Origin of the sequence: Streptomyces sp. NBC_01216, assembly GCF_035994945.1 — a bacterium.
Taxonomy (GTDB): domain Bacteria; phylum Actinomycetota; class Actinomycetes; order Streptomycetales; family Streptomycetaceae; genus Streptomyces.
In genome coordinates, this window is the sequence record NZ_CP108677.1 from 1905799 (window position 1) to 1931127 (window position 25329).

The following is a 25329-nucleotide window of genomic DNA, read 5'->3' on the forward strand; positions in this document are numbered from 1 at the left end:
CCCCGGCACGGGGCTTGCCTGTCAGGTGAGCGCGGGCTCCGCCTGGGGAACGTCGAGGTCGATGCTGTCGAGCAGCGACTCTCCATGCTGAGCGGCGGCAGCGTTGAGCGCGTCGTTCTCGGACTGGATCCGAACAAGCTCGGACTCCAGATCCTGGACGCGCTGCTGAAGCCGTCGCATCTCGGCGAGGAGTCGCGGGTCGGAGCCGCCGACGTAACCGAGAAGCGCCTTTGCCATGATGGATGGTCCTCCACACTGAGTGACCGACCGAAGCGGTGTGGGTCGTGAGGGATTCGCACCCGCGGTGCTCGGCAGCACTGCTGATCGTGCCGATTCCTACTGCCAAACAGCTAAGGTGCGCGGGGATTCCAGAGTCTCACCAAAAAGTTTGACGGTCAACACGATCACGCCCCGCATCAAGGGGCGACCGGCGGGCGGCGGCCGTGGGAACGGCGGCGGGGCCTCGCGACTCGGTGCCTCGGGGGGCGTGGAGATCATCCTTGCGCGCACAGACTCCCAGGGCAAGCCCCTCTCCGCAACCACCAGGCCGTTTCCCCTTCAGGGGGCCGTCTTCGAACGTCCACCCGAGGACCGCGCGAGGCACCGGGCGGGCCACTGCCGACAAGATCGTCAGCGGATGGCGAAGCCGTCGTAGCCGCCACGCGGAGTGCCCCATATCTCAGTGACTCCGTCCACACGTCCGGGCGTGTCGGCCGAGCGCAGCCACTCCAGCAGACGGTGGCAATTCTCACTCGACCCCTCGGCCACGACCTGCACCCTGCCGTCGTCGAGGTTGAGCGCGAAGCCGACGAGCGCTCCGATCTCCAGCGCGTTTGCCCTGGTGAACCAACGGAAGCCCACTCCCTGTACACGGCCGCGCACCCAGGCGGTGAGCCGTACGTCTTCGTTCATGACTGCACGTTAGCGCCCGGAATGCCGGAAGAGCACGGCACCCCCGCCCCGTCATGGCGTACAGTCCCCACCCGGTGAGCGTCACGCGAACGGGCGCGCTCCCGAAGGCACTCGACAGCGATTGCAAAGATCAGCAAAGCGCAGAGCACAGTGCAGACAGCACAGGTCGTCAGGAAGGCAGAGCAGATGGGACGCCATCGTCGCTCCGGCGCCGCGCCCGCCGCAGAAGGATATGCGGACGGCACGGACCGCCGGCACCGGGGTACCCGACGCAGGAGGCCGGTCCGCACCGGGCTTCTCGGTGCCTCCGCGGCCGTCGCGGTCGGCGCGGTCGCCGTCGCCTCGGGCCTGATACCCGGAGGCGGGGATACCGTCACCGTGGGCAGCGCCGGTTCCGGCGAACGCCAGACACAGTCCCAGCGGGCGCCGGAGCTGCTCACGCAGCAGGGCGGCGCCTCGGCGACAGCCTCCGACGAGCCCACGGGCACCGTCACCGGTCCCGGCGGGGCGGCCTCACCCGCGAGCCCGTCCCGGACCGCCGCTCCCTCGCCCACGGCCACGCCGTCCGCGAAGCCGAAGCCGAAGCCGGCCGCTTCGAAGGAGGCTCCCGCGAAGGCGAGCCCCACGAAGGAGGCTCCCGCGAAGGCGAGCCCCACGAGGGCGGCCCCCACGAAGGCCGCCGCCCCGGCTCCGAAGAAGACGGCGGCGGTCGAGCCCTCGCGCACGGCGCGGCCGAAGCCCACCACTCAGCCACCGGTCCAGCGCACCCAGCCCCCGGCTCCGGTGAATCGTGAGGCCGCCGCGGCGGCGGAGGTCGCCCGGCTGGTCAACCAGGAGCGGGCCAAGGTGGGCTGCACCCCGGTCACGGTCGACGCGCGGCTCGCGGCGCTGGCCGACGCCTTCAGCGCGGACATGGCGACGCGCGGCTTCTTCGACCACACCGACCCGGACGGCGCGACCCCCTGGGCGCGTGCCGCGAAGGCGGGCATCGTGGGCATGGGCGGCGAGAACATCGCCCGCGGCCAGGTGGACGCCGCGGCGGTGGTGGCGTCCTGGATGAACAGCGACGGCCACCGCGCGAACATCCTCAACTGCGACTTCCGGACCATGGGGGTCGGCGTCCACTTCGCGGACGGCGGCCCGTGGTGGACGCAGGACTTCGGCTACTGAGACAGCGGCCGGCCGACGGCGCGGGGCGCGCCCGACCGGATGCGAGAGGACCCGTCACCTGCCGGTGACGGGTCCTCTCGCATCCGGTGAGCGGGACGGCCGCCCGAGGAACGGCTCCGCGACGCGCGGCGAGCGTCGCGGCTCGACGCGGGCCGGGTCAGGTCGGGTACAGGTCAGGTCAGGTCAGACCGTGGCGCGGCCGGCCGCGAAGGTGCGGGCCGTCTCGGCGACGCGGCGGCCGAGGTGCTCCGCAGTGGCGATGTCGGCCTTGTGCACGGTCTCCGGGCCCTCGTCGCTGTTCGACTGGGCGGCGGCACCGGCGAAGAAGCCGAGGCGGTTGATGTCGTGCTCGGACCCCGTGCTCGAGTTCCAGCCCGGCTTCAGACCGAGGTTCACCCAGTGCATGCCGTGCTGGCCGGCCAGCACCTGGAAGAACTGGAGCGTGTGCAGTTTGTCGCCGCTCTTGGAGGCGGAGTTGGTGAAGCCCGCGGCCAGCTTGTCCCGCCAGGCGTCGGTGAACCAGCGCTTGGAGCTCAGCTCCGCGAAGGCGTGGAAGGCGCCCGAGGCGGTGCCCATGTAGGTCGGCGATCCGAAGACGATCGCGTCGGACGAGTCGAGCAGCTCCCACTGGGCGTCGGTGATCTCGTCGACCTTGACGAGGTGGACGGTGGCGCCGGTGTCGGCGGCCCCGACACGGACGGCCTCCGCGAGGACGGCGGTGTGGCCGTAGCCGGAGTGATACGCGATGGAGACGACAGGGGTGGTCACAGGAATGCTCCTCATCGGCAGGGAATGCACCAGAAGTAGAGCACTAACAAATAGTTAGCGCAATCTGTAAGTAAGCGCACTCCAGTAGTAAGCGCTGCGTCCGCGTATGGTAGGGACATGACTGACGACCCCGCGTTCGATGTGTTCGCCCGGTCCTGTCCGTCCCGTTGCACGCTGGAACACGTGACGGGGCGGTGGGGCAGCCTCACGCTCGGAGCCCTGCACGAGGGCACGTTCCGCTTCAACGAGCTGCGCCGCAGGATCGACGGCGTGAGCGAGAAGATGCTGGCCCAGACCCTGCACGCGCTGGAGCGGGACGGTCTGGTCCATCGCGAGGCCCAGTCGACGAACCCGCCGCGGGTGGACTACCGCCTCACCCCCCTGGGCCGGGAGATCACCGAACGGCTGCTCGGCCTGATCGACGTGGTCGAGAACCGGATGCCGCAGGTCCTGTCGGCACGGGAGACCTACGACGCCAAGCACACGCCCACGGACCCCGAGCCGCGCGCCTCGACCTGCGCCGCGGTGCGCTGACGGACGAGCCGTCCGAGCGCTGTCGTACCGGGTCGTCACACGGCCCGTCCGGCGCCCGGCGGCGACGGGGCTCGGCGTCAGGCGGTCGCCCGCGGCGGCCGCTGGCAGCGCGGACAGAAGTAGCTCGAACGGTTCATCCAGGGACGGCGGCGTATCGGCGTGCCGCACCGGTGACAGGGCTCGTCCTCGCGCCCGTACGCGTCCAGCGACCGGTCGAAGTAGCCCGACTCGCCGTTCACGTTGACATAGAGACTGTCGAAGCTGGTCCCGCCGGCCGAGAGGGCCGCGTTCATGACGTCCCGCACATGGCCGAGCAGCTCGGCCGAGCGGGGACGGACCAGCGTCGCCGTCGGCCGGTCGTAGTGCAGCATGCTGCGCCACAGCGCCTCGTCGGCGTAGATGTTGCCGACCCCGCTGATCAGCGACTGGTCGAGCAGCGCGCGCTTGACGGTCGTCCGGCGCAGGCGGAGCGCGACCTGGAAGGCGGCGTCGTCGAACCGGGGGTCCAGGGGGTCCCGCGCGATGTGCGCGATGACCTCGGGCAGTCCCTCGGGAGTATCGTCGTGCAGCGAGAGACCGCCGAAGGTGCGCTGGTCGACGAAGCGGAGCTCGGTGCCCAGGTCGTCCTGGAACCGTACCCGGATCCGCAGGTGCTTCTCGTCCGGCGCGGTCTCCGGCTGGACGAGCAGCTGCCCGCTCATGCCGAGGTGCCCGAGAACCGAGGAGCCCGAGTCGGCCAGCGGGATCCAGAGATACTTGCCCCGTCGGCGGGCCGTCCCGAGACGGTGGCCCTTCAGCCGCGCCGCGAAGTCCGCGCCGCCCGCCGGATGCCGTCGCACCGCCCGGGGGTGCAGCACCTCGACCTCGCCGACGGTCCGGCCGCCGACCCATCGCTCCAGCCCGCGCCGTACGACCTCGACCTCGGGCAACTCGGGCACGGGAATCCTCCGCGGGGGTACGTACGGGAACGCTGCCGAAAGCCTATCTCCCGCGGGAGGGAGGCCGGACCGGGTCCCAGGAGGCCGGCCGGCACCGCACACGAATCCGCCCGCCCCCGGACTCGGGGGCGGGCGGACCGACGGTGCGAAAGAGCGGGCGGCTCAGAGCCTGTCGGGTGGCCTCTGGCCGGGCGCTCGAAGGCCACCCGACAGGCTCTCGGTCTTCAGGCCGAAGGAAGGTCGGCGGAGGTCGGCGCCCCGCCGTCGTGCTCCTGCGGACCGGACTCGGCGGCGCCGGACTCGGCCGCCGCCTTCGCCTCGGCCGCGCGCTCGTCCGCCGCGGCACGGATCGCGCGCCACGCGGACTCGGCGGCCTGCTGCTCCGCCTCCTTCTTGCTGCGGCCGGTGCCGGTGCCGTACGAGACACCACCGACGCGGGCGGCAGCAGTGAAGGTCTTCTCGTGGTCCGGACCCTCTTCGGAGACGAGGTACTCCGGCACACCCAGACCCTCGGCCGCGGTCAGTTCCTGGAGACTGGTCTTCCAGTCCAGGCCCGCACCGAGGTTCGAGGACTTCTCGATCAGCGGGTCGAAGAGCCGGTGTACCAGCTCGGACGCCGCGTCGAGACCCTGGTCGAGATAGACCGCGCCGATCACCGCTTCCAGGGTGTCGGCGAGGATGGACGCCTTGTCCCGGCCGCCTGTGCCCTCCTCACCCCGGCCGAGTCGGATGAAGGAACCGAGTTCGAGGCCTCGGCCGACCTCCGCCAGCGCACGCGAGTTGACCACCGCGGCCCGCAACTTGGCCAGTTGGCCTTCGGGCAGGTCGGGGTGGGTGCGGTACAGCGTGTCCGTGACCACCAGACCGAGCACGGAGTCCCCGAGGAACTCGAGACGCTCGTTGGTGGGCAGACCGCCGTTCTCGTACGCGTACGAGCGATGGGTCAGCGCACGCACCAGAAGGGCGGACTCGAGCCGATAGCCGAGCCGCCCTTCCAGAAGCGTGTGGGACGAGGCATTGTCCGTCTTGTTGGACTCAGACATTGCGCCTCTCACCAGCCACTCAGACCGAGAGGACCTGGCGCTTGTTGTAGGTGCCGCAGCTCGGGCACGCGATGTGCTGCTGCTTCGGCTCCTGGCAACGCTCACACGAAACCAGGGTGGGGACCGCAGCCTTCCACTGCGACCGGCGGTGGCGCGTGTTGCTGCGCGACATCTTCCGCTTCGGAACAGCCACGGCTACTTCTCCTGCTTCTCGGCGGCGCTCTGAACGTCGTCAGATGCAGTGCCGCTCATGTTGTCCTTCTCATCGGTTCCCAGCGAACCGGCGAGTCCCTGCAGTGCCGCCCAACGGATGTCGACGGCTTCATGGTGGTGGTCCGGGTGATCGTTCAGGTTGATTCCACAGTCGGAACACAGACCCGCACAGTCCTCCCGGCACACCGGCTGCAGCGGCAGTGCGAGCACCACCGCGTCACGCAGCACGGGTTCGAGGTCGAACATGCCGTCCTCGAGGGGAATCATGTCCTCGTCGTCCTCGGCTTCGTCGTCCGCGGCCGCCTTGGAGCGGCCCCGGTCGTCGGAGTCGGGGTACGAGAACATCTCCTGGAAGTCCACGTCGAGATCGAGCTCGACGGGCTCCAGACACCTTACGCACTCCCCCTCGGCCGATGCACGGGCGGTGCCTGTGACGAGCACCCCTTCCATGACCGACTCGAGACGGAGGTCGATTTCCAGAGGCGCGCCTTCCGGCACACCCACGACTCCTTCGACACCGAAGTGCTGAGGGGCCGCGACCGAACGCGAGAGCCGCTGAAGGGCACCAGGACGCCGCCCCAGCTCGTGTGTGTCGAACACGAGGGGGTTGCGGTGGTCGAGGCGCGTGCTCAGGGTTCTTCCCGCTTTCGGATCGTGAGGGGTCTGCCGCGCGCGCATCGCGTGACGAAGCGGGCAGCAGGGATCGCGGTCATGCGCGCGACCGAAGAGCCAGGATACTGGACGCTTCGCTCAGGGCCCAATCCGGTCCGCGGGCCGCCGGGCGCACCCGCTCCGCCGGGGCCGCCGGGCGGGGCGCGCCGCGGTCGGGCCGGGCCGGGCGGCCGCGCCCGGCACCCTCCCGAGCGGCCTCAGTGTCCCTGCTCGTAGCGGCGCAGCTGCTCCAGATCGATCATGCTCGTGTCGAAGAAGCTGGTCTCGTCGAGGGCGGCCTGCTGCTGCGGGGCCGGCTGCTGGTAGCCGTACGGGTCCGTCTGCTGGTGCTGCGGCTGCTGGTACGCGTACGGGTCCTGCGCCTGGTAGGCGTAGGAGTCCTGCGAGCCGACGTACTCGTCGGCGTAGGCGGTGTCGGCCGCGTAGACGTCCTGGGACTGCTGCGGGTACCCGTACGGATCGGGCTGCTGCGCCGGGATCTGCGGGGCCGGCTGCCGGACGGGCTCGGGGTCGGCCAGTTCGGCGAGGCCGGCCAGGTAGTCCGCGTCGCTGGTGTGCACCGTGCCGGCCGCCGCGTCCTGGGCCGCCATGTGGGCCCCGAGTTCGTCGGTGGCGATCCTGCCGTGCAGTGTCTGCCGGCCGCGGCCGACGGCCTCCAGGGTCTTGCCGAGGACGGCCTCGAAGGCGCCGAGCTTGGCGGCGATGAACTCGTCGGCCTCGTCGATCCGCTGGATCAGCTGCCGCGGGTCGGCGGCGTACTCGGGGTCGCCCTCGTCGGTGTAGCCGTGCTCGGCGCCGCCCGGGCCGCGGCTCAGCAGCTTCTCGCGGCCGCGGTCGACCGAGCCGATGGTCTTGTTGAGGACGACCTCGAAGTTGGCGAGCTTGGAGTCGACGTAGTCGTCGGCCTCGGCGCGGATCTCCTCGGCCTCCCGGCGGGCCTCACCCAGGATGCGGTCCGCCTCGTCCTGGGACTGGCGGGCCACCTGGGTGTCGGAGATCAGGGAGCCGCGCTCGAGGTGGGCGGCCTCGATGATGCGCTCGGCCTCCTGGCGGGCCTGTTCGACCATGTGCTCCCGGCCGCCGAGGAGCTCCTGGGCCTGTGCGAGCGAGCCCGGCAGCGCCTCGCGCACCTCTTCGAGCGCGGCGAGCAGCTCGGCGCGGTTGACCACGCAGGACGCCGACATCGGCATGGAGCGGGCGTTGGTGATCGTCGAGACGATCTCGTCGAGTTTCTTCTGCACGTCCACCGGGTGCTCGCCACTCTCTACAGCTGGATGGAGACGGACGGGACGACTGTAAGGGCAGTCGGCGCCCGTCCGACACCGGGTGACCGTGCGTGACGGGGTGTCAGCGTCCCTCGCCCGTGGTCACGTCGGGCGTCGCTGCTCGGCGAGACGTGCGGTGAGCCGGCCGAGGACGGCGGGCGGAACCAGGTGGGAGACGTCGCCGCCCCAGGCCGCGACCTCCTTGACCAGGGAGGACGACAGGAAGCTGTAGGTGGGGTTGGTCGGCACGAACAGGGTTTCGACACCCGAGAGGCCGTTGTTCATCTGGGCCATCTGGAGTTCGTAGTCGAAGTCGCTGACGGCGCGCAGGCCCTTGACGATCGCGGGGATGTCGCGCTGCTTGCAGAAGTCGACGAGGAGGCCGTGGAAGGACTCCACCTCGACGTTGCCGAAGTCGGCGGTGACCTCGCGGATCAGCTCGATCCGCTCGTCGACGGTGAACAGTCCCTTCTTCGACTGGTTGATCATCACCGCGACGTGTACGACGTCGTACAGCTTGGAGGCGCGGGCGATGATGTCGAGATGTCCGTTGGTGATGGGGTCGAATGACCCCGGACAGACGGCGCGGCGCAACGTGGGTTCCTCGCTCTCCGGTCCGGTCATCGTGCGTCTTCGCACGTAGAGGCGGCGCGACCGTACCAAAACGTTCCCTCGCCGTAGCGACGGGCCCGCAGTGGATCGAAACCGGCCGGCCAGCCGAATTCCCCGCCTCGGGTGCTGCGCTCCACGGTGACGAGCGCGGCGTCGCCGATCCAGCCCTCCGAGCGGAGTGTGAGGAGGATCTCCCGAAGATCGTCGTCCGGGACCGCGTAGGGCGGGTCGAGGAAGACCAGGTCGTAGGGGGTGGCGGGGGCGGGTCCGGTGACGATCTGCTCGGCTTTGCCGGTGCGGACCTCGGCGCCGGGCAGACCGAGCGCGCGGACGTTCTCGCGGACGGTCCGGGCGGCGCGGGCGTCGGCCTCGACGAGCAGGGCGTGGGCCGCGCCCCGGGAGAGCGCCTCCAGGCCGACGGCGCCGGAGCCCGCGTAGAGGTCGGCGACCCGGGCGCCTTCGAGCGTGCCCCGGAGCGACTCCCAGGTGGAGAAGAGGCCCTCGCGCGCCCGGTCGGAGGTGGGGCGGGTGCCGTTGCCCGGCGGTACGGCCAGTCGGCGTCCGCCGGCGGTTCCGGCGATCACGCGGGTCATCTGAGGTCCTCGTCCTTCGCTGAGATCGGTGTCTCCACGATATGGCCGGGGACCGGCCCGCGAGGTCACCCCTTCTCCAGGAACTCCTCCCGTTCCTTGTCGAGCAGGGCGTCCAGGGCCGTCCGCAGGGCCGGATGGCCGGCCAGGTCGGGGTCGGCGAGCACGACGGCGGTGGCCTCCTCCCGGGCGGCGGCGATGACCTCCTCGTCCTCGATGACGGTGAGCATCCGCAGCGAGGAGCGGACGCCGGACTGGGCCTGGCCGAGGACGTCGCCCTCGCGGCGCTGTTCGAGGTCGATCCGGGAGAGTTCGAAGCCGTCGAGGGTGGAGGCGACGGAGGTCAGCCGCTGCCGGGCGGGACTGGCCTCGGGCATCTCGGTGACGAGCAGGCAGAGGCCCGGGGCGGAGCCACGGCCGACGCGACCGCGCAGCTGGTGCAGCTGGGAGACACCGAAGCGGTCCGCGTCCATGATCACCATGGCGGTGGCGTTGGGGACGTTGACGCCGACCTCGATGACCGTGGTGGCGACGAGGACATCGGCCTCACCGGCGGCGAAGCGGCGCATCACGCCGTCCTTGTCGTCCGGGTGCATCCGGCCGTGCAGCACCTCGACGCGCAGCCCGGCCAGCGGACCGGTCCGGAGCGTCTCGGCGACGTCCAGGACGGCCAGCGGGGGACGTTTGCCGGTCTCGTCCTCGGGCGGGGACTTCTCTCCGGCACCCTTGCGTCCCGTGGCCGCCTGGCCGTTCTCCTCGTCTCCGTCGCCGATCCGCGGGCAGACGACATACGCCTGGTGGCCGTTCTCCACCTCCTCGCGCACCCGCTCCCAGGCGCGGGTGAGGAAGTGGGGCTTGTCCGCGGCCGGCACCACATGACTGGCGATGGGCGAACGTCCGGCGGGGAGCTGGTCGAGGACGGAGGTCTCCAGGTCGCCGAAGACGGTCATGGCGACGGTGCGCGGGATCGGGGTGGCCGTCATGACCAGCAGGTGGGGGGTCCGCTTCTCGTCCCCGGTGTGGCCCTTGCCGCGCAGCGCGTCGCGCTGCTCCACGCCGAAGCGGTGCTGCTCGTCGACGACGACGAGACCCAGGTCGTGGAACCGCACCGTGTCCTCGATCAGGGCGTGTGTGCCGATGACGATCCCGGCCTCGCCGGTGACCAGGTCGAGCAGCGCACGCCGGCGCGCGGCGGCGCCCATGGAGCCGGTGAGCAGCACGACCTTGGTGGCGTGTTCGGCTCCGCCGAGCATGCCGCGCTCGGCGAGCTCGCCCATCATCTCGGTGATCGAGCGGTGGTGCTGCTGGGCGAGGACCTCGGTGGGGGCGAGCATGGCGGCCTGCCCACCGGCGTCGACGACGGCGAGCATCGCGCGCAGCGCCACCATCGTCTTGCCCGAACCCACTTCTCCCTGGAGCAGCCGGTGCATGGGGTGCTCGGTGGCGAGGTCGTCGAAGATCTCCTCCGTCACCCGCCGCTGGCCGTCGGTGAGGGTGAAGGGCAGTCCGGCGTCGAAGGCGTCCAGGAGACCTCCCGGGGCGGGGCGGCGGGCGACGGCGGGGAGCTGGGTGTCGGCGTACCGGCGGCGGGCGAGGGCGACCTGGAGGACGAATGCCTCGTCCCACTTGAGCCGGTCGCGGGCGACGGCGATGTCCGCCTTGCTGCGGGGGCGGTGGACCTTCCACAGGGCGTCGGGCAGGTCGGTGAGGCCGCGGCCCTCGCGCAGGGCGGGCGGCAGGGGGTCGGCGAGTCCGGCCCACCCGGTGGCCGCGAGGGAGTCCAGCGCGATGGAGACGGACTGCTCGATCGTCCAGGACTCGAGTTGCCGGACGGCGGGGTAGATCGGGAGGAGTTCGTTCGCGAAGGCCCGGACGGCCTCGTCTCCGGTGTCGGCGTCCAGGAGTTTGTACTCGGGGTGCGAGAGCTGGAGCTTGCGGTTGAACACGCCGACCTTGCCGGCGAACATCCCGCGCCGTCCGGGCAGGAGCTCCTTCTGGTGGAAGTGGACCGCGCGGCCGAAGAAGACCAGTTGCATGCGGCCGCCACCGTCGGTGACGGTCACCTCCAGGCGCCGTCCGGTGCCCCGACCACCCTTGTTGAAGGTGTGCACCCGGGCGTCGGCCACCTGCGCCACCACCGTGACGTGTTCGTCCAGGGGCAGTTCCGCGAGCGAGGTGAGTTCACCGCGTTCGGCGTACCGCCGTGGGTAATGGTGCAGCAGGTCGCCGACCGTGTGCAGGTCGAGGTGCTCGGCCATCACCTTGGCGGTGGCGGCTCCGAGCAGTTTCTTCAGTGGTTCGTCGAGCGCGGGCACGGGCTCCATTGCACACCACCGCACCGACAGTCGTCCCGCGGGCCGGGGAGATCCGCCGGCCGGGTCGCGGCGGGCGGGCCTCTCCGGCGCGGGGACGGGCGGTGCGGACGCGTGTCCTCCCGGGGGTGCGGCGGGCTGTCGAGGGGCCTCCGGCCCCGGTCGTAGCGGGTCGTGCCGGTCCCGGCTACTCGACCCCGATGAGGAGCGGCGGGGCGCCTTCGCCCGCGTGGTAGGTGGTGGTGTCGACCGCCAGATGGGTCTCGCGGACGTGCCGTTCCAGGGCGGCGGCGAGGGACGGGGGCGTGCCGTCGGCGACGATCAGGGTGACCAGTTCACCGCCGGCCGACAGCATCCGGTCCAGGACCGTGCGGGCCGTCGCCGTCAGGTCCCGGCCGATCACCGCCACGTCGCCCTCGATGAGGCCCAGGACGTCACCGGCCTGGCAGACACCGGCCGAGGTGAAGGACTGCCGTTCGGCGACGGCGAGTTCGGCGTAGCGGGTGGCGCCCGCCGCCGCGGTCATGGCGACGACGTCCTCGTCGAAACGCCGGTCGGGTTCGTGGACGGCGAGGGCCGCGATGCCCTGCACGGCCGCCCGGGTGGGGATCAGGGCGACCCGGATGCCCTCCGCGCGGGCCTGTTCGGCCGCGGCGCCGGCGGTGTGCCGCAGGTCGGTGTCGTTCGGCAGGAGGACGACCTCGTGCGCGTGGGCCCGCCGGATCGCCTCGACCAGGGCGCCGCTGACCGGCGGCCGGCCCGGCCGGGCCAGCAGGGTGGTGGCGCCGGCCGCCTCGCACAGTCCGGCGAGCCCCTCCCCCGGCAGGACGGCCACCACGGCCCGCTGGGCGCGTTCGGGCGCCTGGGCGGTGCCGGGGAAGTGCGTGATCCGGATCCGGTACGGCCGGCCCGCCTCCACGCCCGCCTCGACGGCGGCTCCCGCGTCGTCGACGTGGACGTGGACGTTCCACAGCCCGTCCCCGCCGACCACGACGAGGGACTCGCCCAGCGCGTCGAGCCGGTCCCGGAGGCGGGCCACGGATTCCTCGGGCGCCTCCAGGAGATAGATCACCTCGAACGCCGGACCCCCGCGCGTCGCGCAGTCCTCGGCCGCGACCGGTCGGTGCGGGGCCGCCGTCGCGGGCCGGATCTGCGCCTCGCCGGAGACGACCTCGACCAGGGCGCCGAGGACGGTGACCAGTCCTCGTCCGCCCGCGTCCACGACCCCGGCGCGCTCCAGTACGGCGAGTTGGCCGGGGGTCGCCTCCAGGGCGACCCTGGCCCCGTCGTAGGCGGCCCGGGCCACCGTCACGAGGGTTCCGCCGCCCGCGCAGGCCGCGGCGGCGGCGCCCGCCACGCTCAGGATGGTGCCCTCCACCGGGTGGGCCACGGCCTGCCGGGCCGCGCTCGCCGCGGCGGCGAGCGCGCGGGCGAGGTGCTCTCCGTCGCCCCCTTCGGCCAGGACCGAGGCCATCCCGCGCAGCAGCTGCGAGAGGATCGTCCCCGAGTTGCCGCGGGCTCCGATCAGGGCGCCGTGCGCCATCGCCCGTACGGCGGTGGCGGGGTCGGGAGGGCCGGCGTGGCCGCCGTCTCCGGCGTCGACCGCGAAGGCCGCGTCGACCGCCTGGGCGGCGGACTCCACGGTGAGGTAGAGGTTCGTTCCGGTGTCCCCGTCGGCGATCGGGTACACGTTGATCGCGTCGATCTCCTCGCGTTCCCGGCCGAGCGCGTGCAGCGCCCGTACGCACCAGGATCGGACCGCTGCGGCGTCGAGGGTCTGCGCGGTCTGCGGCAACGGGGGGTCCTCCTGCTCGGGGCCTCGGGTTCCGGGTCATCGCAGCGTAGACCGGCTCGTGACCTGGGCCGGGAGCGGGGGCCGCGACGGCCATGGTAGTTTCGTTCCACGGGAGCAGTCGTTGTATGCTGCTTCGGTTGCCCGATGAGAGTCGGGCCATTCCCCCGGCAAGCCACTTCAGAACTCTGATTCCGGTGCGCCGGATTTCACTGTAAACCTGAAGTCTTTGGAGTGACCCGTGGCTGCCAACTGCGATGTCTGCGGCAAGGGGCCGGGCTTCGGCAACAACATTTCGCACTCGCACCGCCGTACGTCTCGTCGCTGGAACCCCAACATCCAGCGTGTGCGTGCCGTGGTCGGTCGGACGCCGAAGCGGCTCAACGTCTGCACCTCGTGCATCAAGGCCGGCAAGGTCTCGCGCTAAGTGATGTTCCCCGCGCGAGCGGGGATGATCTCGCCGACGTTTTGTCGTAGCGCAGCCCCTGCGGTTGCCTTGAAAGGCCGGTTCACCTTGGTGAACCGGCCTTTTGCCATGTCCGCGTGAGGCCCTGTCCGACGGGGGACCGCCCCGACCGGGCCGCGGGGATCGGCCGACGGCGAGGACGGCGCCGGTGCCGCGCCGGGGGCGCGGGCCCGGCGGGACGTCCGGAACACGGTCTACGGCCGGAACGGCCAGGCGTGGTCGACGGGGCCGATGCCGGACCCCAGCCGGAAACCGGCGGCGATGGCGCCGGTCACGTACTCCTTGGCCTCCCGGACCGCGTCCGGGACCGGCAGCCCCTTGGCGAGGCCGGAGGCCACCGCCGAGGCGAGCGTGCAGCCCGTGCCGTGGGTGTGCCGGTTGTCGTGGCGGGGAGCGCGCAGCCAGTGCTCCTCGGCACCGTCGGTGAGGAGGTCCACCGCTCCGGCGCCGACGGGCAGGTGCCCGCCCTTGACGAGTGCCCAGCGCGGCCCGAAGGCGAGGATCGCCCCGGCGGCGGCGCGCATCCCGTCCTCGTCGACCACGCGCAGGCCGGTGAGCTGTTCGACCTCGTCCAGATTGGGGGTGGCGACGGTCGCGAGCGGCAGCAGCCTCCGGCGCACCGAGTCCAGCGCGGAGGCCGCGAGCAGCGCGTCACCGTGCTTGGAGATCCCGACCGGGTCCACGACCACCGGGGCGTCGGTCGAGGCGAGCAGTTCGGCCACCGTGTCCACCAGGACGGCGGAGGCCAGCATGCCGGTCTTCACCGCCTGGACGCCGATGTCGTCGGCCACGGCGCGGTACTGGGCGCGTACGGCCTCCGCGGGCAGTTCCCAGCTGCCCTGGACGCCAAGCGAGTTCTGGGCGGTGACGGCGGTGATCACGCTCATGCCGTGGACGCCGAGGGTCAGCATGGTCTTGAGGTCGGCCTGGATACCGGCGCCGCCGCCGGAGTCGGACCCCGCGACGGTCAGCACCCGGGGCGGTGCGGTGGTCACTCGCCCGCTCCGAAGTGGTCCCAGCCGCCCTTGCTGTGCCAGGGCGCCCCGTCGACGGTCACCTGGGGCAGCGCGGAGGGGTTGAGCACCTCGCCGATGACCTTCCAGCGGGCGGGCAGTTTCACGTCCGGCGGGAAGGTGGCCACGATGGCGTGGTCCTCTCCCCCGGTGAGCACCCACTGCAGAGGGTCCACTCCGACGGCCTGGCCGATGTCGTTCATCTGCGTGGGAATGTCGATGCGTCCGGAGCGCAGGTCGATGCGGACCTTGCTGGCCTCGGCGATGTGGCCCAGGTCGGCGATGAGTCCGTCGCTGACGTCGCACATCGCGGTCGCGCCGAGGCCCGCCGCCGCGGGTCCCGCGTGATACGGCGGCTCGGGTCGCCGGTGGGCCTCGACGAAGGCGCGCGGGGAGCGGAAGCCGCGGGAGAGGACCGCGTATCCCGCGGCGGACCAGCCGAGCCAGCCGGTGTAGGCGACGACGTCGCCGGGCTGCGCCCCGCCCCGCGTCACCGGGTCGTGGTTCCGCAGGTCGCCGAGCGCGGTGATGGACACCGTGATGGTGTCGCCGCGGACGACGTCGCCGCCGACGACGGCCGCTCCGGCGACCTGGCACTCGTCGCGGAGTCCGTCCATGAGCTCGGTGGGCCAGGTGACCGGGAGCTCCGCGGGGACGACCAGTCCGAGGAGCAGCGCGGTGGGTACGGCGCCCATGGCGGCGATGTCGGCGAGGTTCTGCGCCGCGGCCTTGCGGCCCACGTCGTACGCCGTCGACCAGTCGCGGCGGAAGTGACGTCCCTCCAGCAGGATGTCCGTGCTGGCCACCACGCGCCGGTCGGGCGCGGAGACGACCGCGGCGTCGTCGCCGGGGCCGATCCGTACCGCCGGTGTGGTGGTGAGCCGCGAGGTGAGCTCCCTGATGAGCCCGAACTCCCCCAACTCGCCGACTGTGCCCTTCACCGCGCCTCACCTCGTGTCGTCGTGCCGGACGTGCGCGCCCCGTTCCGCGGGTCGCGGGCCGCCACTGCGCCGGATACCGTCAAGTAGACCGTCAACTTCTGTCGTGCGTACGCCACCCTGTGGGCGCCGCCGGGCGCGCGGGTCTCCCCGCGGCCCGCGGCGACGCGGTACCGTTGCGAACCTTTCAGCAGGTTCATTCATCTCCCCCCAATGATCCTCGTGGCCGCCCTGGAGGTTCCGTGGTACAGGCGTACATCCTCATTCAGACCGAGGTGGGCAAGGCGTCGACCGTCGCCCAGACCATCTCCGAGATCCCAGGGGTGATCCAGGCCGAAGACGTGACGGGCCCGTACGACGTGATCGTCCGCGCCCAGTCCGACACGGTCGACGACCTCGGCCGCATGGTGGTCGCCAGGGTGCAGCAAGTCGAGGGCATCACCCGCACCCTCACCTGCCCGGTCGTCCATCTGTAGCCCCCGTCTACCCTTGGCCGGTGATGTCTTCCCACCGGCCCTCCGCCCTGCCCGCCGCCGTCGCCGCCGCGTTGCTGCTGGGCGCCGCGGGCTGCTCCTCCACGGACGCGACGGCGTCGGTCCCGGTTCCCAGCCCTCCGGCGGCGGAAGCCGCCGTCTGCCAGGCACTGGCGAAGGAGCTTCCGGACACCGTGGCGGGGCTGGAACGGAAGGACCCGGAGCCTGACTCCGAACTGACCGCCGGGTGGGGGGACGCGGCGATCGTACTGCGCTGCGGGGTTCCCCGGCCCGAGAAGATGAGCGATCCCCAGGCGCACGGTGTCGAGGTCGACGGCGTGAACTGGATGCTGGAGGAAAGGGAGGGCGACGGCCCCCGCTTCACCAGCACGTACCGGGTGGCCTACGTCGAGGTGACGCTGGACGAGCGGTACGCCCATGACGCCGGCCCGCTGGTGGACCTGGCCGGCCCCGTCGCCGCGGCGGTTCCCCCCGGTCTGTGACCCGCCCTCGACGGCGGGCGGGTCCGGCGGGGCCTCCGGGACACGCCCGGGGGCGTCGTCCCGGCCCGGCGGATCGTGGTCCTCCCCGACGACCCGCCCCGGTCCCGGGTGGCCCGCGGCGCCGTCCCTCAGCGCAGGCCGGTGGAGCGGGTCAGCGCCGCCTGGATGAGCCGGTCGACCAGTTCCGGGTAGCTCACGCCGCTCTCCTGCCACATCCGCGGGTACATGGAGATCGGGGTGAACCCGGGCATGGTGTTGATCTCGTTGATCACGAACTCGCCTTCGTCGGTGAGGAAGAAGTCCGCGCGGACCAGCCCCTCGCAGGAGACGGCCTCGTAGGCGGCGACCGCGAGCCGCCGGACCTCCGCGGTGGCCGCGTCACCGATCGGCGCGGGGACGATCCCGGAGGCCGAGTCGATGTACTTGGCCTCGAAGTCGTAGAAGTCGTGGTCGGTGACCGGCGGGATCTCGGCGGGCACGCTGGCCCGCGGGCCGTCCTCGAACTCCAGGACACCGCACTCGATCTCGCGTCCGCGCAGCAACGACTCGACGAGGATCTTGGGGTCGTGGCGGCGGGCCTCCTCGACGGCCTCGTCGAGGCCCGCCAGGTCGTCGACCTTGGTGATGCCCATCGAGGAGCCGCCACGGGCGGGCTTCACGAACAGCGGCCAGCCGTGGGTCGCGGCGAACTCCACGATCTTCTTGCGGGCGGCGGCCGGGTTCTGCTCCCACTCCCGGGGGCGAACGACCTCGTAGGGGCCGACGGGCAGGCCGAAGGAGGTGAAGACCCGCTTCATGTACTCCTTGTCCTGGCCGACGGCGGAGGCGAGGACGCCCGCGCCGACGTAGGGGACCCCGGACAGCTCCAGGAGACCCTGCAGGGTGCCGTCCTCGCCGTAGGGGCCGTGGAGCACCGGGAAGACCACGTCCACCTCGCCCAGGGCCCTGGGCACGGCGCCGGGCTCGGTGTGCACGACCTCGCGGTTGGCCGGGTCGACGGAGAGGATCACGCCGCCCTGCTCGGATTCGGTGAGGTCGGAGACGCTCGGCAGGGAGCGGTCGGCGATGGCCATCCGCTCGGGAGCGTCGGCGGTCAGCGCCCAGCGGCCGTCGGTGGTGATCCCGATGGGCAGCACGTCGTACTTGGTCCGGTCGATGGCGCGCAGGACGGCGCCGGCCGTGACGACGGAGATGGCGTGCTCGGAGCTGCGTCCGCCGAAGACGACGGCCACGCGCGGCTTGCGGGGGCTCTGGGTGTTCTCGCTCATATCGCGATGAGCGTACCTTGCGCCTCCGGCGCTCCCGAGGGCCTGGTCCGCCGCGCGCGGGTCGTGTCCCGCGGTGGGCCGGGCCGCGTCGGGCGGGGTCAGCGGCGCTCGGACTTCGCGCTGCGCGACATCAGTTCCTTCAGCGCGACGATGGGCGGCTTGCCCTCGTGGACGATGGAGACGACCGTCTCGGTGATCGGCATGTCGACGCCGTGGCGGCGGGCCAGGTCGAGGACGGACTCGCAGGACTTGACGCCCTCGGCGGTCTGCTTGGTCGCGGCGATGGTCTCCTGGAGCGTCATCCCGCGGCCCAGGTTGGTACCGAAGGTGTGGTTCCGGGACAGCGGCGAGGAGCAGGTGGCCACCAGGTCGCCGAGACCGGCCAGGCCGGCGAAGGTGAGCGGGTCGGCGCCCATGACCAGGCCGAGCCGGGTGGTCTCGGCGAGGCCGCGGGTGATGAGGGTGGCCTTGGAGTTGTCACCGAGGCCCATGCCGTCGGCGATGCCGACGGCGAGCCCGATGACGTTCTTGACCGCTCCGCCGAGTTCGCAGCCGACGACGTCGGTGTTGGTGTAGGGGCGGAAGTAGGGGGTGATACAGGCGGTCTGGAGGCGCCGGGCCACGCTCTCGTCGCTGCACGCGACGACGGCGGCGGCGGGCTGGCGGGCCGCGATCTCCTTGGCCAGGTTGGGGCCGGTGAGGACGGCGACGCGGTCGGAGGGGACCCGCGCGACCTCTTCGACGACCTCGCTCATGCGCTTGGCGGTGCCCAGTTCGACGCCCTTCATGAGGGAGACGAGGACGGTGCCGGGGGCCAGCAGGGGCGCCCATTCGGTGAGGTTGCCGCGCAGGGTCTGGGAGGGGACGACCAGGACGGTGAAGTCGGCGTCCCGGGCGGCCTCGGCGGGGTCGGTGGTGGCCCGGACGCTCGGAGGGAGTTCGACACCGGGGAGGTAGTCCGGGTTGGTGCGGGTGGTGTTGACGGCCTCGGCGAGTTCGGCGCGGCGGCCCCAGAGCGTCACCTCGCAGCCGGCGTCGGCGAGCACCATCCCGAAGGCGGTCCCCCACGATCCGGTGCCGAAGACTGCGGCCTTGGTCACTTCATACCTTCCTCGGCGGCCTTGCGGCGCTGTTCCAGACGGGCCTTGCGGTGGTCGTACTGCTCGACCGGGGCCTTCTCCCCTCGGACGTCCTCCAGCAGGGCGGTGATCGCGGCCATGATGACCTCGGTGGCCTCGCGGAGCACCTCGGGCGTGGGCTCCAGGCCGTGGAAGCGCGAGAGGTCGACGGGCGGTCCGGCCTGCACGATGAGCGTCTTGCGGGGGAACAGGCTGAGCTTGTTCTCCTTGGCGTAGGGCGGCATCGCGAGGTTGGCGCCCCACTGTGCGACGGGGATCACGGGCGCCTTGGTCAGGAGTGCGACGCGCGCGGCGCCCGTCTTGCCGGCCATGGGCCACATCTCGGGGTCGCGGGTGAGGGTGCCCTCGGGGTAGAAGGCGACGCACTCGCCGCGCTCGATGGCGTCGACGGCGGCACGGAAGGCGTCCAGCGCGTTGGTGGTCTCGCGGTAGACCGGGATCTGGCCGGTGCCGCGCAGCATGGTGCCCACGAACGAACCCTTGAAGAGACCCGCCTTGGCGAGGAATCGCGGGACCCGGCCGGTGTTGTACTGGTAATGCGCGTACGACAGCGGGTCCAGGTAGGAGTTGTGGTTGACGGCGGTGATGAATCCGCCGTCCGTCGGAATGTGTTCCGTTCCGCGCCAGTCCCGCTTGAACAGAACCACCAGCGGCGGTTTAGCGATGACCGCCGCCAGGCGGTACCAGAAGCCGATTCTGCGGCGGGACACTCGGACACCTTCCTCTGGATCTGGGTTCGCAGGGGGTCAAGTGTCGCCCCATGCCCCTGGTCTGTCGAGGACACCGTACGCCTCGGGTTCCCGGTCCCGCCCGGCACACCGGTGCGACGGGCCCGTCGCACCGGTGTGCCGGGCGTCGCGACACAATGGGCCGCGATGAACACCGATCCGGACGGCGGCTGGTCCCTGGTCGTCCCCCTGAAGCCCCTTGTGCGGGCGAAGAGCAGGCTCGCCGCGACGGCCGGCGCGCTGCTGCGTCCACGGCTCGCGCTGGCGTTCGCGCAGGACACGGTGGCGGCGGCGCTGGCGTCTCCGGGCGTGCGGGATGTGGCGGTCGTCACGGACGATCACGTCGCCGCGGTCGCGCTCGCGGCGCTCGGGGCGCGGATCGTGCCCGACTCCCCGGCCGCCGGGCTCAACGCGGCGCTGGCGCACGGGGCGCGGACGGTACGGCGGGCCCGTCCCGGGGCTCCGGTGGCGGCGCTCAACGCGGACCTGCCCGCGTTGCGGCCGGCGGAGCTCGGCCGGGTCCTGGAAGCGGCGCGGAAATCCCCGAGGGCTTTTCTCCCGGATGCCGCCTATATCGGTACGACATTCCTCTCGGCGGGTCCCGGTGTGGAATTGGCACCCGCTTTCGGGGGTGCTTCGCGGCGGCGCCATTTGTCGTCCGGGGCGGTGGAAATCCGGCTGGCGGGGGTGGATTCCGTGCGCCGGGACGTGGACACCGGGGAGGACCTGGCCGCGGCGCTCGCCCTGGGTGTCGGCCCGCGGACGGCGGTCCGCTGGGAACGCGCGGCCGGATAGGCTGCCGCTCATGCAGGCGACCGCGTTCACGTACGACCCCCAGACCCGCAGCGGAAGTGTGCTGCTCGACGACGGCACCCCGGTGGAGTTCGGGGCCGACGCCTTCGACGCGGGCGGGCTGCGGCTGCTGCGTCCGGGGCAGCGGGTGCGCCTCGAGACGGCGCCGGGCGGCGGGGGCGGCGGACCGCGCATCACGCTGATCACCCTGCAGACGCTCTGAGATCCGGTCGGCGGACCGGCGGCCCCCGCGCACGGGCTCCCCTGGCGCGGCCGGCGGCGTCCGCGGCCCGCTCCGTCCGTGCGGGGCCGCGCGGCGGCGGACGGCCGGAACGCGCCGCGGGCCGGGCTCCCCGAGAGGGAGTCCGGCCCGGCGTGTGAGTGGCCCTCGGCCTGGGTGCCGCTTACGGGTGCGTTACTTCTTGGCGGCGGCCTTCTTGGCGGTGGTCTTGCGCGCCGTCGTCTTCTTGGCGGGCGCCTTCTTCGCCGTGGTCTTCTTCGCCGGCGCGGTCTTCTTCGCGGCGGTCTTCTTGGCCGCCGTCGTGGTCTTCTTCGCCGGGGTGGCCTTCTTGGCCGCCGCCGTGGTCTTCTTCGCCGCCGCGGTGGTCTTCTTGACGGCCGTCTTCTTCGCGGCGGTGGTCTTCTTGACCGCGGTCTTCTTGGCCGTGGTGGCCTTCTTCGCGGCGGCCTTCTTGGCCGTGGTGGCCCGCTTCGCCGCGGCCTTCTTCACGGTCGCGGAGGCGCCGCCCGAGAGGCTGCCCTTGGGCGCCTTCTTGACGGAGACCTCGCCGCCCTTGGGCAGCTTCTTCGAGCCGCTGACCAGGTCCTTGAAGCCCTGACCCGCGCGGAAGCGCGGAACGGAGGTCTTCTTGACCCGCACGCGCTCACCGGTCTGCGGGTTGCGCGCGTACCGGGCCGGACGGTCGACCTTCTCGAACGAACCGAAGCCGGTGACCGAGACCCGGTCCCCGCCGACCACGGCACGCACGATCGCGTCCAGCACCGCGTCGACAGCGTCCGCGGCCTGCTGACGGCCGCCGAGCTTGTCGGCAATCGCTTCTACGAGCTGCGCCTTGTTCACGTCTTCCCCTTCGGAGACATTGCCAGAACGAAAGTGTTCAAGCTTTTTCGCACGTTAGGCATGTATATACCGCAAATCAAACACGAAACGGGCTAATCACCCTAGTGCCGCAACGCGGAAGTGCCGTTGCGGAGTTCCGGGCGTCAGTCGTCTTCAGGGAATCGACCCTCGTCGAGGTCCTTCATCAACCGGTCCAGACGCGTCGCCGCGTCCGCGAGATCGTGCTTCGCCGCCGCCGTCACGACCAGCAGCTTCCGGGACAGCGCCATCCTTACGCCCTCCGGGACTTGCAGTGAGCGCACTCTTGTGTGCGCTTCCTTCAACCGGGCGGCGACCGCCTCGTAGAGCTCGAGTTGGCTGTCGCGTTCCATGCACCGATTGTGCCATCTAGGGCGAGTTGTCGCCCGACGGGGTCTCAACAAGCGACTGCGCCCCCCACCGGACGGTGGGGGGCGCAGTCCTGTAAAAGCGCTGCTCAGACGGTAATTGTACGGGGCTTGTAGGCCGGCCGCGCCGCCTCGTAGGCCGCGATGTCCGCTTCGTTCTGAAGGGTGAGGCTGATGTCGTCCAGACCGTTCAGCAGTCGCCAGCGGGCGTTCTCGTCGAGCTCGAAGTCGGCGTCGATCCCAGGGGCGAGGACCTTGCGCCGCTCCAGGTCGACGGTGATCTCGGCCGTGGGGTCGGCCTCCGTGACCTCCCAGAGCGCGTCCACGACCTTCTGGTCGAGGACGACCGTCAGCAGCCCGTTCTTGAGCGAGTTGCCGCGGAAGATGTCGGCGAACCGGGAGGAGACGACGGCCTTGAAACCGTAGTTCTGCAGCGCCCAGACGGCGTGCTCACGGGAGGAGCCGGTGCCGAAGTCGGGGCCGGCCACCAGCACCGTGGCGCCCTGCCGCTCGGGGCGGTTGAGCACGAACTCGGAGTCCTTGCGCCATGCCTCGAACAGGCCGTCCTCGAAGCCGTCGCGGGTGACCTTCTTCAGCCAGTGCGCGGGGATGATCTGGTCGGTGTCGACGTTGCCGCGGCGCAGCGGGACGGCCCGTCCGGTGTGTGTGGTGAAAGCTTCCATGGTTCCTCAGACCCCCGCGGGCGTAGCGACGTCGGACAGATCGGCCGGGGAGGCCAGGTGGCCCAGCACGGCGGTGGCGGCGGCGACCTGGGGCGAGACCAGGTGGGTACGGCCGCCCTTGCCCTGCCGGCCCTCGAAGTTGCGGTTGGAGGTGGAGGCGGAGCGCTCGCCGGGAGCGAGCTGGTCGGGGTTCATGCCCAGGCACATCGAGCAGCCGGCGTGCCGCCATTCGGCTCCGGACTCCTTGAACACCTTGTCCAGCCCCTCCTCGACGGCCTGCAGGGCGACCCGGACGGAGCCGGGGACGACCAGCATGCGGACGCCGTCGGCGACCTTGCGGCCCCGCAGCAGGCCCGCCGCGTTGCGCAGGTCCTCGATGCGGCCGTTGGTGCAGGAGCCTACGAAGACGGTGTCGACCCTGATGTCGCGCAGCGGCTGCCCGGCGGTCAACCCCATGTACTCCAGGGCCTTTTCGGCGGCCAGGCGCTCCGAAGCGTCTTCGTACGAAGCCGGGTCGGGGACGTTCGCCGAAAGCGGGGCGCCCTGGCCGGGGTTGGTGCCCCAGGTGACGAACGGAGCCAGCGCGGCGGCGTCGATGACGACCTCGGCGTCGAAGGCCGCGTCCTCATCCGACTTCAGGGTCTTCCAGTACGCGACGGCGGCGTCCCAGTCCTCACCCTGGGGGGCGTGGTCGCGGCCCTTCAGGTAGGCGAAGGTGGTCTCGTCGGGGGCGATCATGCCCGCGCGGGCTCCGGCCTCGATCGACATGTTGCAGATGGTCATCCGGGCCTCCATCGAGAGCTTCTCGATGGCGGAGCCGCGGTACTCCAGGATGTAGCCCTGGCCGCCGCCGGTGCCGATCCTCGCGATGATCGCCAGGATCAGGTCCTTGGCGGTGACGTCCTCGGGCAGTTCGCCGTCGACGGTGATGGCCATGGTCTTCGGGCGGGCCAGCGGCAGCGTCTGGGTGGCGAGCACGTGCTCGACCTGGCTGGTGCCGATACCGAACGCCAGCGCGCCGAAGGCGCCGTGGGTGGAGGTGTGGGAGTCGCCGCAGACCACGGTGGTGCCGGGCTGGGTCAGACCCAGCTGCGGGCCCACCACGTGGACGACACCCTGCTCGACGTCGCCGAGCGGGTGCAGCCGCACGCCGAACTCGGCGCAGTTCTTCCGCAGGGTCTCCAGCTGTGCGCGGGATACCGGGTCGGCGATCGGCTTGTCGATGTCGAGGGTCGGGGTGTTGTGGTCCTCGGTCGCGATGGTGAGGTCGAGGCGCCGCACGGGGCGGCCGTTCTGGCGCAGGCCGTCGAACGCCTGGGGGCTGGTCACCTCGTGCAGCAGGTGCAGATCGATGAAGAGGAGGTCGGGCTCGCCCTCGGCGCGCCGGACGACATGGTCGTCCCAGACCTTCTCCGCGAGTGTCCTACCCATCGCTTTCCCTCCGGCCGGCGTGGTGTGCCGGCACTTCTAGAGACATGTGGGCCCGCGTCCGTACCCCACGCGCCGGACGCCGGCAGCGAACCCGATTGGTCCGCGGGCCGCACGTACAGGTTCGCAAGTTCCCAGGAAAATTGAACTTGCGTTTCACAGAGTGAGACGCGAATATCGTTGCATGGACAACTCTAGCGGCGTAGGCGTTCTCGACAAGGCAGCCCTTGTCCTGAGCGCCCTGGAGTCCGGTCCGGCCACCCTCGCAGGTCTGGTCGCGGCGACGGGACTCGCACGACCCACGGCACATCGTCTCGCCGTGGCACTGGAACACCACCGGATGGTGGCGCGTGACATGCAGGGCCGGTTCATCCTCGGACCGCGTCTGGCGGAGCTCGCCGCCGCGGCCGGCGAGGACCGCCTACTCGCGACCGCGGGCCCGGTACTGACCCACCTGCGCGACGTCACCGGGGAGAGCGCCCAGCTCTACCGCCGGCAGGGCGACATGCGCATCTGCGTGGCTGCGGCCGAGCGGCTCTCCGGCCTCCGGGACACCGTGCCGGTCGGCTCGACGCTCACCATGAAGGCCGGTTCCTCCGCGCAGATCCTGATGGCCTGGGAGGAGCCGGAGCGGCTCCACCGCGGGCTTCAGGGCGCCCGCTTCACGGCGACGGCCCTCTCGGGCGTACGGCGGCGCGGCTGGGCCCAGTCGATCGGCGAGCGGGAGCCGGGCGTCGCGTCCGTCTCCGCGCCGGTCCGCGGCCCGTCGAACCGTGTGGTGGCCGCCGTGTCGGTCTCCGGTCCGATCGAGCGCCTGACCCGCCACCCGGGCCGAATGCACGCCCAGGCGGTCATCGACGCGGCCGCCCGCCTCTCCGAGGCGCTGCGCCGCACCGGCTGACCTCCGGCACCCGGCTCCACTCCTTCCGTCCGATTCCGGCTCACCGCTTCAACGCCGCAGCGGTGGGCCGGAGTTGTGTATGCCGTGCCGGACGACGAAGAAGCCCTCCCCCGAAGGGAAGGGCTTCTCTCGCTGGTACCCCCGACCGGATTCGAACCGGCGCTACCGCCTTGAGAGGGCGGCGTGCTAGGCCGCTACACAACGGGGGCAAGATCTTGTTCCACGCGACGAGGTCGCGTGGTACTTCTACGCTGGCCTACCAGGACTCGAACCTAGACTAACTGAACCAGAATCAGTCGTGCTGCCAATTACACCATAGGCCACTGGTGGTTGAGGACCAGTTGGTACCCCCGACCGGATTCGAACCGGCGCTACCGCCTTGAGAGGGCGGCGTGCTAGGCCGCTACACAACGGGGGCCCTAGCGATCCTGCATCAGGTTCACCGGGTGCGACCCAGGTGATCCCGCGGGAAGGATCTGTACCCCCGACCGGATTCGAACCGGCGCTACCGCCTTGAGAGGGCGGCGTGCTAGGCCGCTACACAACGGGGGCTTCGCGGATCAGATCCGCGTGGTGCAGATGAGCTCTGCGAGCTGGCCTACCAGGACTCGAACCTAGACTAACTGAACCAGAATCAGTCGTGCTGCCAATTACACCATAGGCCACCAAAACACAATCCCTTGCGGGGATCTTGTTCGGGTTGTGCTCC

At 71.4% G+C, this 25329-nt stretch carries 29 protein-coding genes and 5 tRNA genes; 8 read left to right on the plus strand and 26 right to left on the minus strand.

Going from position 1 to position 25329, the window contains the following annotated elements; translation table 11 throughout:
- Positions 1-21 precede the first annotated feature (21 nt).
- Positions 22-237: a hypothetical protein gene (locus OG393_RS07945; RefSeq protein ID WP_215066520.1), complete on the minus strand. Its 216-nt coding sequence runs from the start codon at positions 235-237 to the stop codon at positions 22-24.
- A gap of 393 nt (positions 238-630) precedes the next feature.
- Positions 631-912, minus strand: coding sequence for an acylphosphatase (locus OG393_RS07950; RefSeq protein WP_327373929.1), 282 nt, complete (start codon positions 910-912; stop codon positions 631-633).
- Between the two features lie 186 nt (positions 913-1098).
- Between OG393_RS07950 and OG393_RS07955 the strand changes: the two genes are divergently transcribed.
- Positions 1099-2082 carry a CAP domain-containing protein gene (locus tag OG393_RS07955; RefSeq protein WP_327373930.1) on the plus strand — a complete coding sequence of 328 codons (984 nt, stop codon included), beginning with the start codon at positions 1099-1101 and terminating at the stop codon, positions 2080-2082.
- 183 nt (positions 2083-2265) lie between these two features.
- On the opposite strand, the gene OG393_RS07960 is transcribed toward OG393_RS07955, so the two are convergent.
- Complete coding sequence (locus OG393_RS07960; RefSeq protein WP_327373931.1) at positions 2266-2850, minus strand: flavodoxin family protein; 585 nt, start codon at positions 2848-2850, stop codon at positions 2266-2268.
- 117 nt (positions 2851-2967) lie between these two features.
- Here OG393_RS07960 and OG393_RS07965 point away from each other — a divergent pair, with 117 nt between their 5' ends.
- On the plus strand, positions 2968-3384 hold the full coding sequence (locus OG393_RS07965) for a winged helix-turn-helix transcriptional regulator (protein WP_327373932.1): 417 nt from the start codon (positions 2968-2970) through the stop codon (positions 3382-3384).
- A gap of 77 nt (positions 3385-3461) precedes the next feature.
- Here the strand turns inward: OG393_RS07965 and mutM are convergent, their stop codons facing one another.
- The 9 genes from mutM to OG393_RS08010 form a co-directional block, all read right to left on the minus strand.
- Complete coding sequence (mutM, locus tag OG393_RS07970; RefSeq protein WP_327373933.1) at positions 3462-4322, minus strand: bifunctional DNA-formamidopyrimidine glycosylase/DNA-(apurinic or apyrimidinic site) lyase; 861 nt, start codon at positions 4320-4322, stop codon at positions 3462-3464.
- A 224-nt stretch (positions 4323-4546) separates the two neighbouring features.
- A complete protein-coding gene (rnc, locus tag OG393_RS07975) occupies positions 4547-5365 on the minus strand; it encodes a ribonuclease III (RefSeq protein ID WP_327373934.1) in 819 nt (272 codons plus the stop codon).
- A 19-nt stretch (positions 5366-5384) separates the two neighbouring features.
- A complete protein-coding gene (gene rpmF / locus OG393_RS07980; RefSeq protein ID WP_030496967.1) occupies positions 5385-5558 on the minus strand; it encodes a 50S ribosomal protein L32 in 174 nt (57 codons plus the stop codon).
- A 2-nt stretch (positions 5559-5560) separates the two neighbouring features.
- Complete coding sequence (locus OG393_RS07985; RefSeq protein ID WP_327373936.1) at positions 5561-6256, minus strand: YceD family protein; 696 nt, start codon at positions 6254-6256, stop codon at positions 5561-5563.
- Between the two features lie 191 nt (positions 6257-6447).
- A complete protein-coding gene (locus tag OG393_RS07990) occupies positions 6448-7497 on the minus strand; it encodes an ATP synthase F0 subunit B (protein ID WP_327373937.1) in 1050 nt (349 codons plus the stop codon).
- Positions 7498-7617: 120 nt separating this feature from the next.
- A complete protein-coding gene (coaD, locus tag OG393_RS07995) occupies positions 7618-8109 on the minus strand; it encodes a pantetheine-phosphate adenylyltransferase (protein ID WP_327378347.1) in 492 nt (163 codons plus the stop codon).
- A gap of 26 nt (positions 8110-8135) precedes the next feature.
- On the minus strand, positions 8136-8720 hold the full coding sequence (gene rsmD, locus OG393_RS08000) for a 16S rRNA (guanine(966)-N(2))-methyltransferase RsmD (protein WP_327373938.1): 585 nt from the start codon (positions 8718-8720) through the stop codon (positions 8136-8138).
- 65 nt (positions 8721-8785) lie between these two features.
- A complete protein-coding gene (gene recG, locus OG393_RS08005) occupies positions 8786-11041 on the minus strand; it encodes an ATP-dependent DNA helicase RecG (protein ID WP_327373939.1) in 2256 nt (751 codons plus the stop codon).
- A 175-nt stretch (positions 11042-11216) separates the two neighbouring features.
- Positions 11217-12824, minus strand: a complete 1608-nt coding sequence (locus tag OG393_RS08010; protein ID WP_327373940.1) for a DAK2 domain-containing protein — start codon at positions 12822-12824, stop codon at positions 11217-11219.
- A 238-nt stretch (positions 12825-13062) separates the two neighbouring features.
- On the opposite strand from OG393_RS08010, the gene rpmB reads away from it, so the two are divergent.
- Positions 13063-13248, plus strand: a complete 186-nt coding sequence (gene rpmB, locus OG393_RS08015) for a 50S ribosomal protein L28 (RefSeq protein ID WP_003957616.1) — start codon at positions 13063-13065, stop codon at positions 13246-13248.
- A gap of 233 nt (positions 13249-13481) precedes the next feature.
- Here the strand turns inward: rpmB and thiD are convergent, their stop codons facing one another.
- Together thiD and OG393_RS08025 are read right to left on the minus strand one after the other, a co-directional pair.
- The gene (gene thiD, locus OG393_RS08020; protein WP_327373941.1) at positions 13482-14282 is read right to left on the minus strand and encodes a bifunctional hydroxymethylpyrimidine kinase/phosphomethylpyrimidine kinase; all 801 of its coding nucleotides are present in this window, start codon (positions 14280-14282) and stop codon (positions 13482-13484) included.
- Positions 14279-15241 carry a thiamine-phosphate kinase gene (locus OG393_RS08025; RefSeq protein ID WP_327373942.1) on the minus strand — a complete coding sequence of 321 codons (963 nt, stop codon included), beginning with the start codon at positions 15239-15241 and terminating at the stop codon, positions 14279-14281. The genes thiD and OG393_RS08025 overlap by 4 nt, the downstream gene beginning before the upstream one ends.
- 239 nt (positions 15242-15480) lie before the next feature.
- On the opposite strand from OG393_RS08025, the gene OG393_RS08030 reads away from it, so the two are divergent.
- On the plus strand, positions 15481-15714 hold the full coding sequence (locus tag OG393_RS08030; RefSeq protein ID WP_327373943.1) for an Lrp/AsnC ligand binding domain-containing protein: 234 nt from the start codon (positions 15481-15483) through the stop codon (positions 15712-15714).
- Positions 15715-15737: 23 nt separating this feature from the next.
- Positions 15738-16214, plus strand: coding sequence for a DUF3515 domain-containing protein (locus OG393_RS08035; protein WP_327378348.1), 477 nt, complete (start codon positions 15738-15740; stop codon positions 16212-16214).
- A 128-nt stretch (positions 16215-16342) separates the two neighbouring features.
- Here the strand turns inward: OG393_RS08035 and OG393_RS08040 are convergent, their stop codons facing one another.
- The 3 genes from OG393_RS08040 to OG393_RS08050 form a co-directional block, all read right to left on the minus strand.
- Positions 16343-17482, minus strand: coding sequence for a D-alanine--D-alanine ligase family protein (locus OG393_RS08040; RefSeq protein WP_327373944.1), 1140 nt, complete (start codon positions 17480-17482; stop codon positions 16343-16345).
- A gap of 98 nt (positions 17483-17580) precedes the next feature.
- The gene (locus tag OG393_RS08045) at positions 17581-18582 is read right to left on the minus strand and encodes an NAD(P)H-dependent glycerol-3-phosphate dehydrogenase (protein ID WP_327373945.1); all 1002 of its coding nucleotides are present in this window, start codon (positions 18580-18582) and stop codon (positions 17581-17583) included.
- The gene (locus OG393_RS08050) at positions 18579-19331 is read right to left on the minus strand and encodes a lysophospholipid acyltransferase family protein (RefSeq protein WP_327373946.1); all 753 of its coding nucleotides are present in this window, start codon (positions 19329-19331) and stop codon (positions 18579-18581) included. The genes OG393_RS08045 and OG393_RS08050 overlap by 4 nt, the downstream gene beginning before the upstream one ends.
- Before the next feature lie 165 nt (positions 19332-19496).
- Here OG393_RS08050 and cofC point away from each other — a divergent pair, with 165 nt between their 5' ends.
- Both cofC and OG393_RS08060 read left to right on the plus strand, forming a co-directional pair.
- On the plus strand, positions 19497-20144 hold the full coding sequence (gene cofC, locus OG393_RS08055) for a 2-phospho-L-lactate guanylyltransferase (protein ID WP_327373947.1): 648 nt from the start codon (positions 19497-19499) through the stop codon (positions 20142-20144).
- A 10-nt stretch (positions 20145-20154) separates the two neighbouring features.
- On the plus strand, positions 20155-20364 hold the full coding sequence (locus OG393_RS08060; RefSeq protein WP_327373948.1) for a hypothetical protein: 210 nt from the start codon (positions 20155-20157) through the stop codon (positions 20362-20364).
- A 192-nt stretch (positions 20365-20556) separates the two neighbouring features.
- Here the strand turns inward: OG393_RS08060 and OG393_RS08065 are convergent, their stop codons facing one another.
- From OG393_RS08065 to leuC, 4 genes are all read right to left on the minus strand, one after another.
- Positions 20557-21222 carry an HU family DNA-binding protein gene (locus OG393_RS08065; protein ID WP_327373949.1) on the minus strand — a complete coding sequence of 222 codons (666 nt, stop codon included), beginning with the start codon at positions 21220-21222 and terminating at the stop codon, positions 20557-20559.
- A 143-nt stretch (positions 21223-21365) separates the two neighbouring features.
- A complete protein-coding gene (locus tag OG393_RS08070; protein ID WP_147979841.1) occupies positions 21366-21593 on the minus strand; it encodes a hypothetical protein in 228 nt (75 codons plus the stop codon).
- A gap of 104 nt (positions 21594-21697) precedes the next feature.
- Complete coding sequence (gene leuD / locus OG393_RS08075; RefSeq protein WP_327373950.1) at positions 21698-22291, minus strand: 3-isopropylmalate dehydratase small subunit; 594 nt, start codon at positions 22289-22291, stop codon at positions 21698-21700.
- 6 nt (positions 22292-22297) lie between these two features.
- Positions 22298-23722: a 3-isopropylmalate dehydratase large subunit gene (gene leuC / locus OG393_RS08080; RefSeq protein ID WP_327373951.1), complete on the minus strand. Its 1425-nt coding sequence runs from the start codon at positions 23720-23722 to the stop codon at positions 22298-22300.
- Positions 23723-23903: 181 nt separating this feature from the next.
- Here leuC and ndgR point away from each other — a divergent pair, with 181 nt between their 5' ends.
- Positions 23904-24620, plus strand: coding sequence for an IclR family transcriptional regulator NdgR (gene ndgR, locus OG393_RS08085; RefSeq protein WP_015036427.1), 717 nt, complete (start codon positions 23904-23906; stop codon positions 24618-24620).
- A 133-nt stretch (positions 24621-24753) separates the two neighbouring features.
- Here the strand turns inward: ndgR and OG393_RS08090 are convergent.
- From OG393_RS08090 to OG393_RS08110, 5 genes are all read right to left on the minus strand, one after another.
- Positions 24754-24829, minus strand: a tRNA-Glu gene (locus OG393_RS08090).
- A 42-nt stretch (positions 24830-24871) separates the two neighbouring features.
- Positions 24872-24943: transfer RNA gene (locus OG393_RS08095), tRNA-Gln, on the minus strand.
- 19 nt (positions 24944-24962) lie between these two features.
- A tRNA-Glu gene (locus OG393_RS08100) sits at positions 24963-25038 on the minus strand.
- Positions 25039-25099: 61 nt separating this feature from the next.
- Positions 25100-25172 (minus strand) — tRNA-Glu (locus OG393_RS08105).
- Positions 25173-25213: 41 nt separating this feature from the next.
- Positions 25214-25285, minus strand: a tRNA-Gln gene (locus OG393_RS08110).
- Between the last annotated feature and the right edge of the window lie 44 nt (positions 25286-25329).

What these genes read in the sequence shown, in the direction of transcription:
- rnc (WP_327373934.1), bottom strand. Translation starts at nt 5,365, where the DNA reads ATGTCTGAGTCCAACAAGACGGACAATGCCTCGTCCCACACGCTTCTG.
- cofC (WP_327373947.1), top strand. Translation starts at nt 19,497, where the DNA reads ATGAACACCGATCCGGACGGCGGCTGGTCCCTGGTCGTCCCCCTGAAG.
- OG393_RS07955 (WP_327373930.1), top strand. Translation starts at nt 1,099, where the DNA reads ATGGGACGCCATCGTCGCTCCGGCGCCGCGCCCGCCGCAGAAGGATAT.
- OG393_RS08060 (WP_327373948.1), top strand. Translation starts at nt 20,155, where the DNA reads ATGCAGGCGACCGCGTTCACGTACGACCCCCAGACCCGCAGCGGAAGT.
- OG393_RS07950 (WP_327373929.1), bottom strand. Translation starts at nt 912, where the DNA reads ATGAACGAAGACGTACGGCTCACCGCCTGGGTGCGCGGCCGTGTACAG.
- OG393_RS07985 (WP_327373936.1), bottom strand. Translation starts at nt 6,256, where the DNA reads ATGCGCGCGCGGCAGACCCCTCACGATCCGAAAGCGGGAAGAACCCTG.
- OG393_RS08035 (WP_327378348.1), top strand. Translation starts at nt 15,738, where the DNA reads ATGTCTTCCCACCGGCCCTCCGCCCTGCCCGCCGCCGTCGCCGCCGCG.
- leuD (WP_327373950.1), bottom strand. Translation starts at nt 22,291, where the DNA reads ATGGAAGCTTTCACCACACACACCGGACGGGCCGTCCCGCTGCGCCGC.
- OG393_RS08040 (WP_327373944.1), bottom strand. Translation starts at nt 17,482, where the DNA reads ATGAGCGAGAACACCCAGAGCCCCCGCAAGCCGCGCGTGGCCGTCGTC.
- leuC (WP_327373951.1), bottom strand. Translation starts at nt 23,722, where the DNA reads ATGGGTAGGACACTCGCGGAGAAGGTCTGGGACGACCATGTCGTCCGG.
- OG393_RS07945 (WP_215066520.1), bottom strand. Translation starts at nt 237, where the DNA reads ATGGCAAAGGCGCTTCTCGGTTACGTCGGCGGCTCCGACCCGCGACTC.
- OG393_RS07965 (WP_327373932.1), top strand. Translation starts at nt 2,968, where the DNA reads ATGACTGACGACCCCGCGTTCGATGTGTTCGCCCGGTCCTGTCCGTCC.
- OG393_RS08070 (WP_147979841.1), bottom strand. Translation starts at nt 21,593, where the DNA reads ATGGAACGCGACAGCCAACTCGAGCTCTACGAGGCGGTCGCCGCCCGG.
- rsmD (WP_327373938.1), bottom strand. Translation starts at nt 8,720, where the DNA reads ATGACCCGCGTGATCGCCGGAACCGCCGGCGGACGCCGACTGGCCGTA.
- ndgR (WP_015036427.1), top strand. Translation starts at nt 23,904, where the DNA reads ATGGACAACTCTAGCGGCGTAGGCGTTCTCGACAAGGCAGCCCTTGTC.
- recG (WP_327373939.1), bottom strand. Translation starts at nt 11,041, where the DNA reads ATGGAGCCCGTGCCCGCGCTCGACGAACCACTGAAGAAACTGCTCGGA.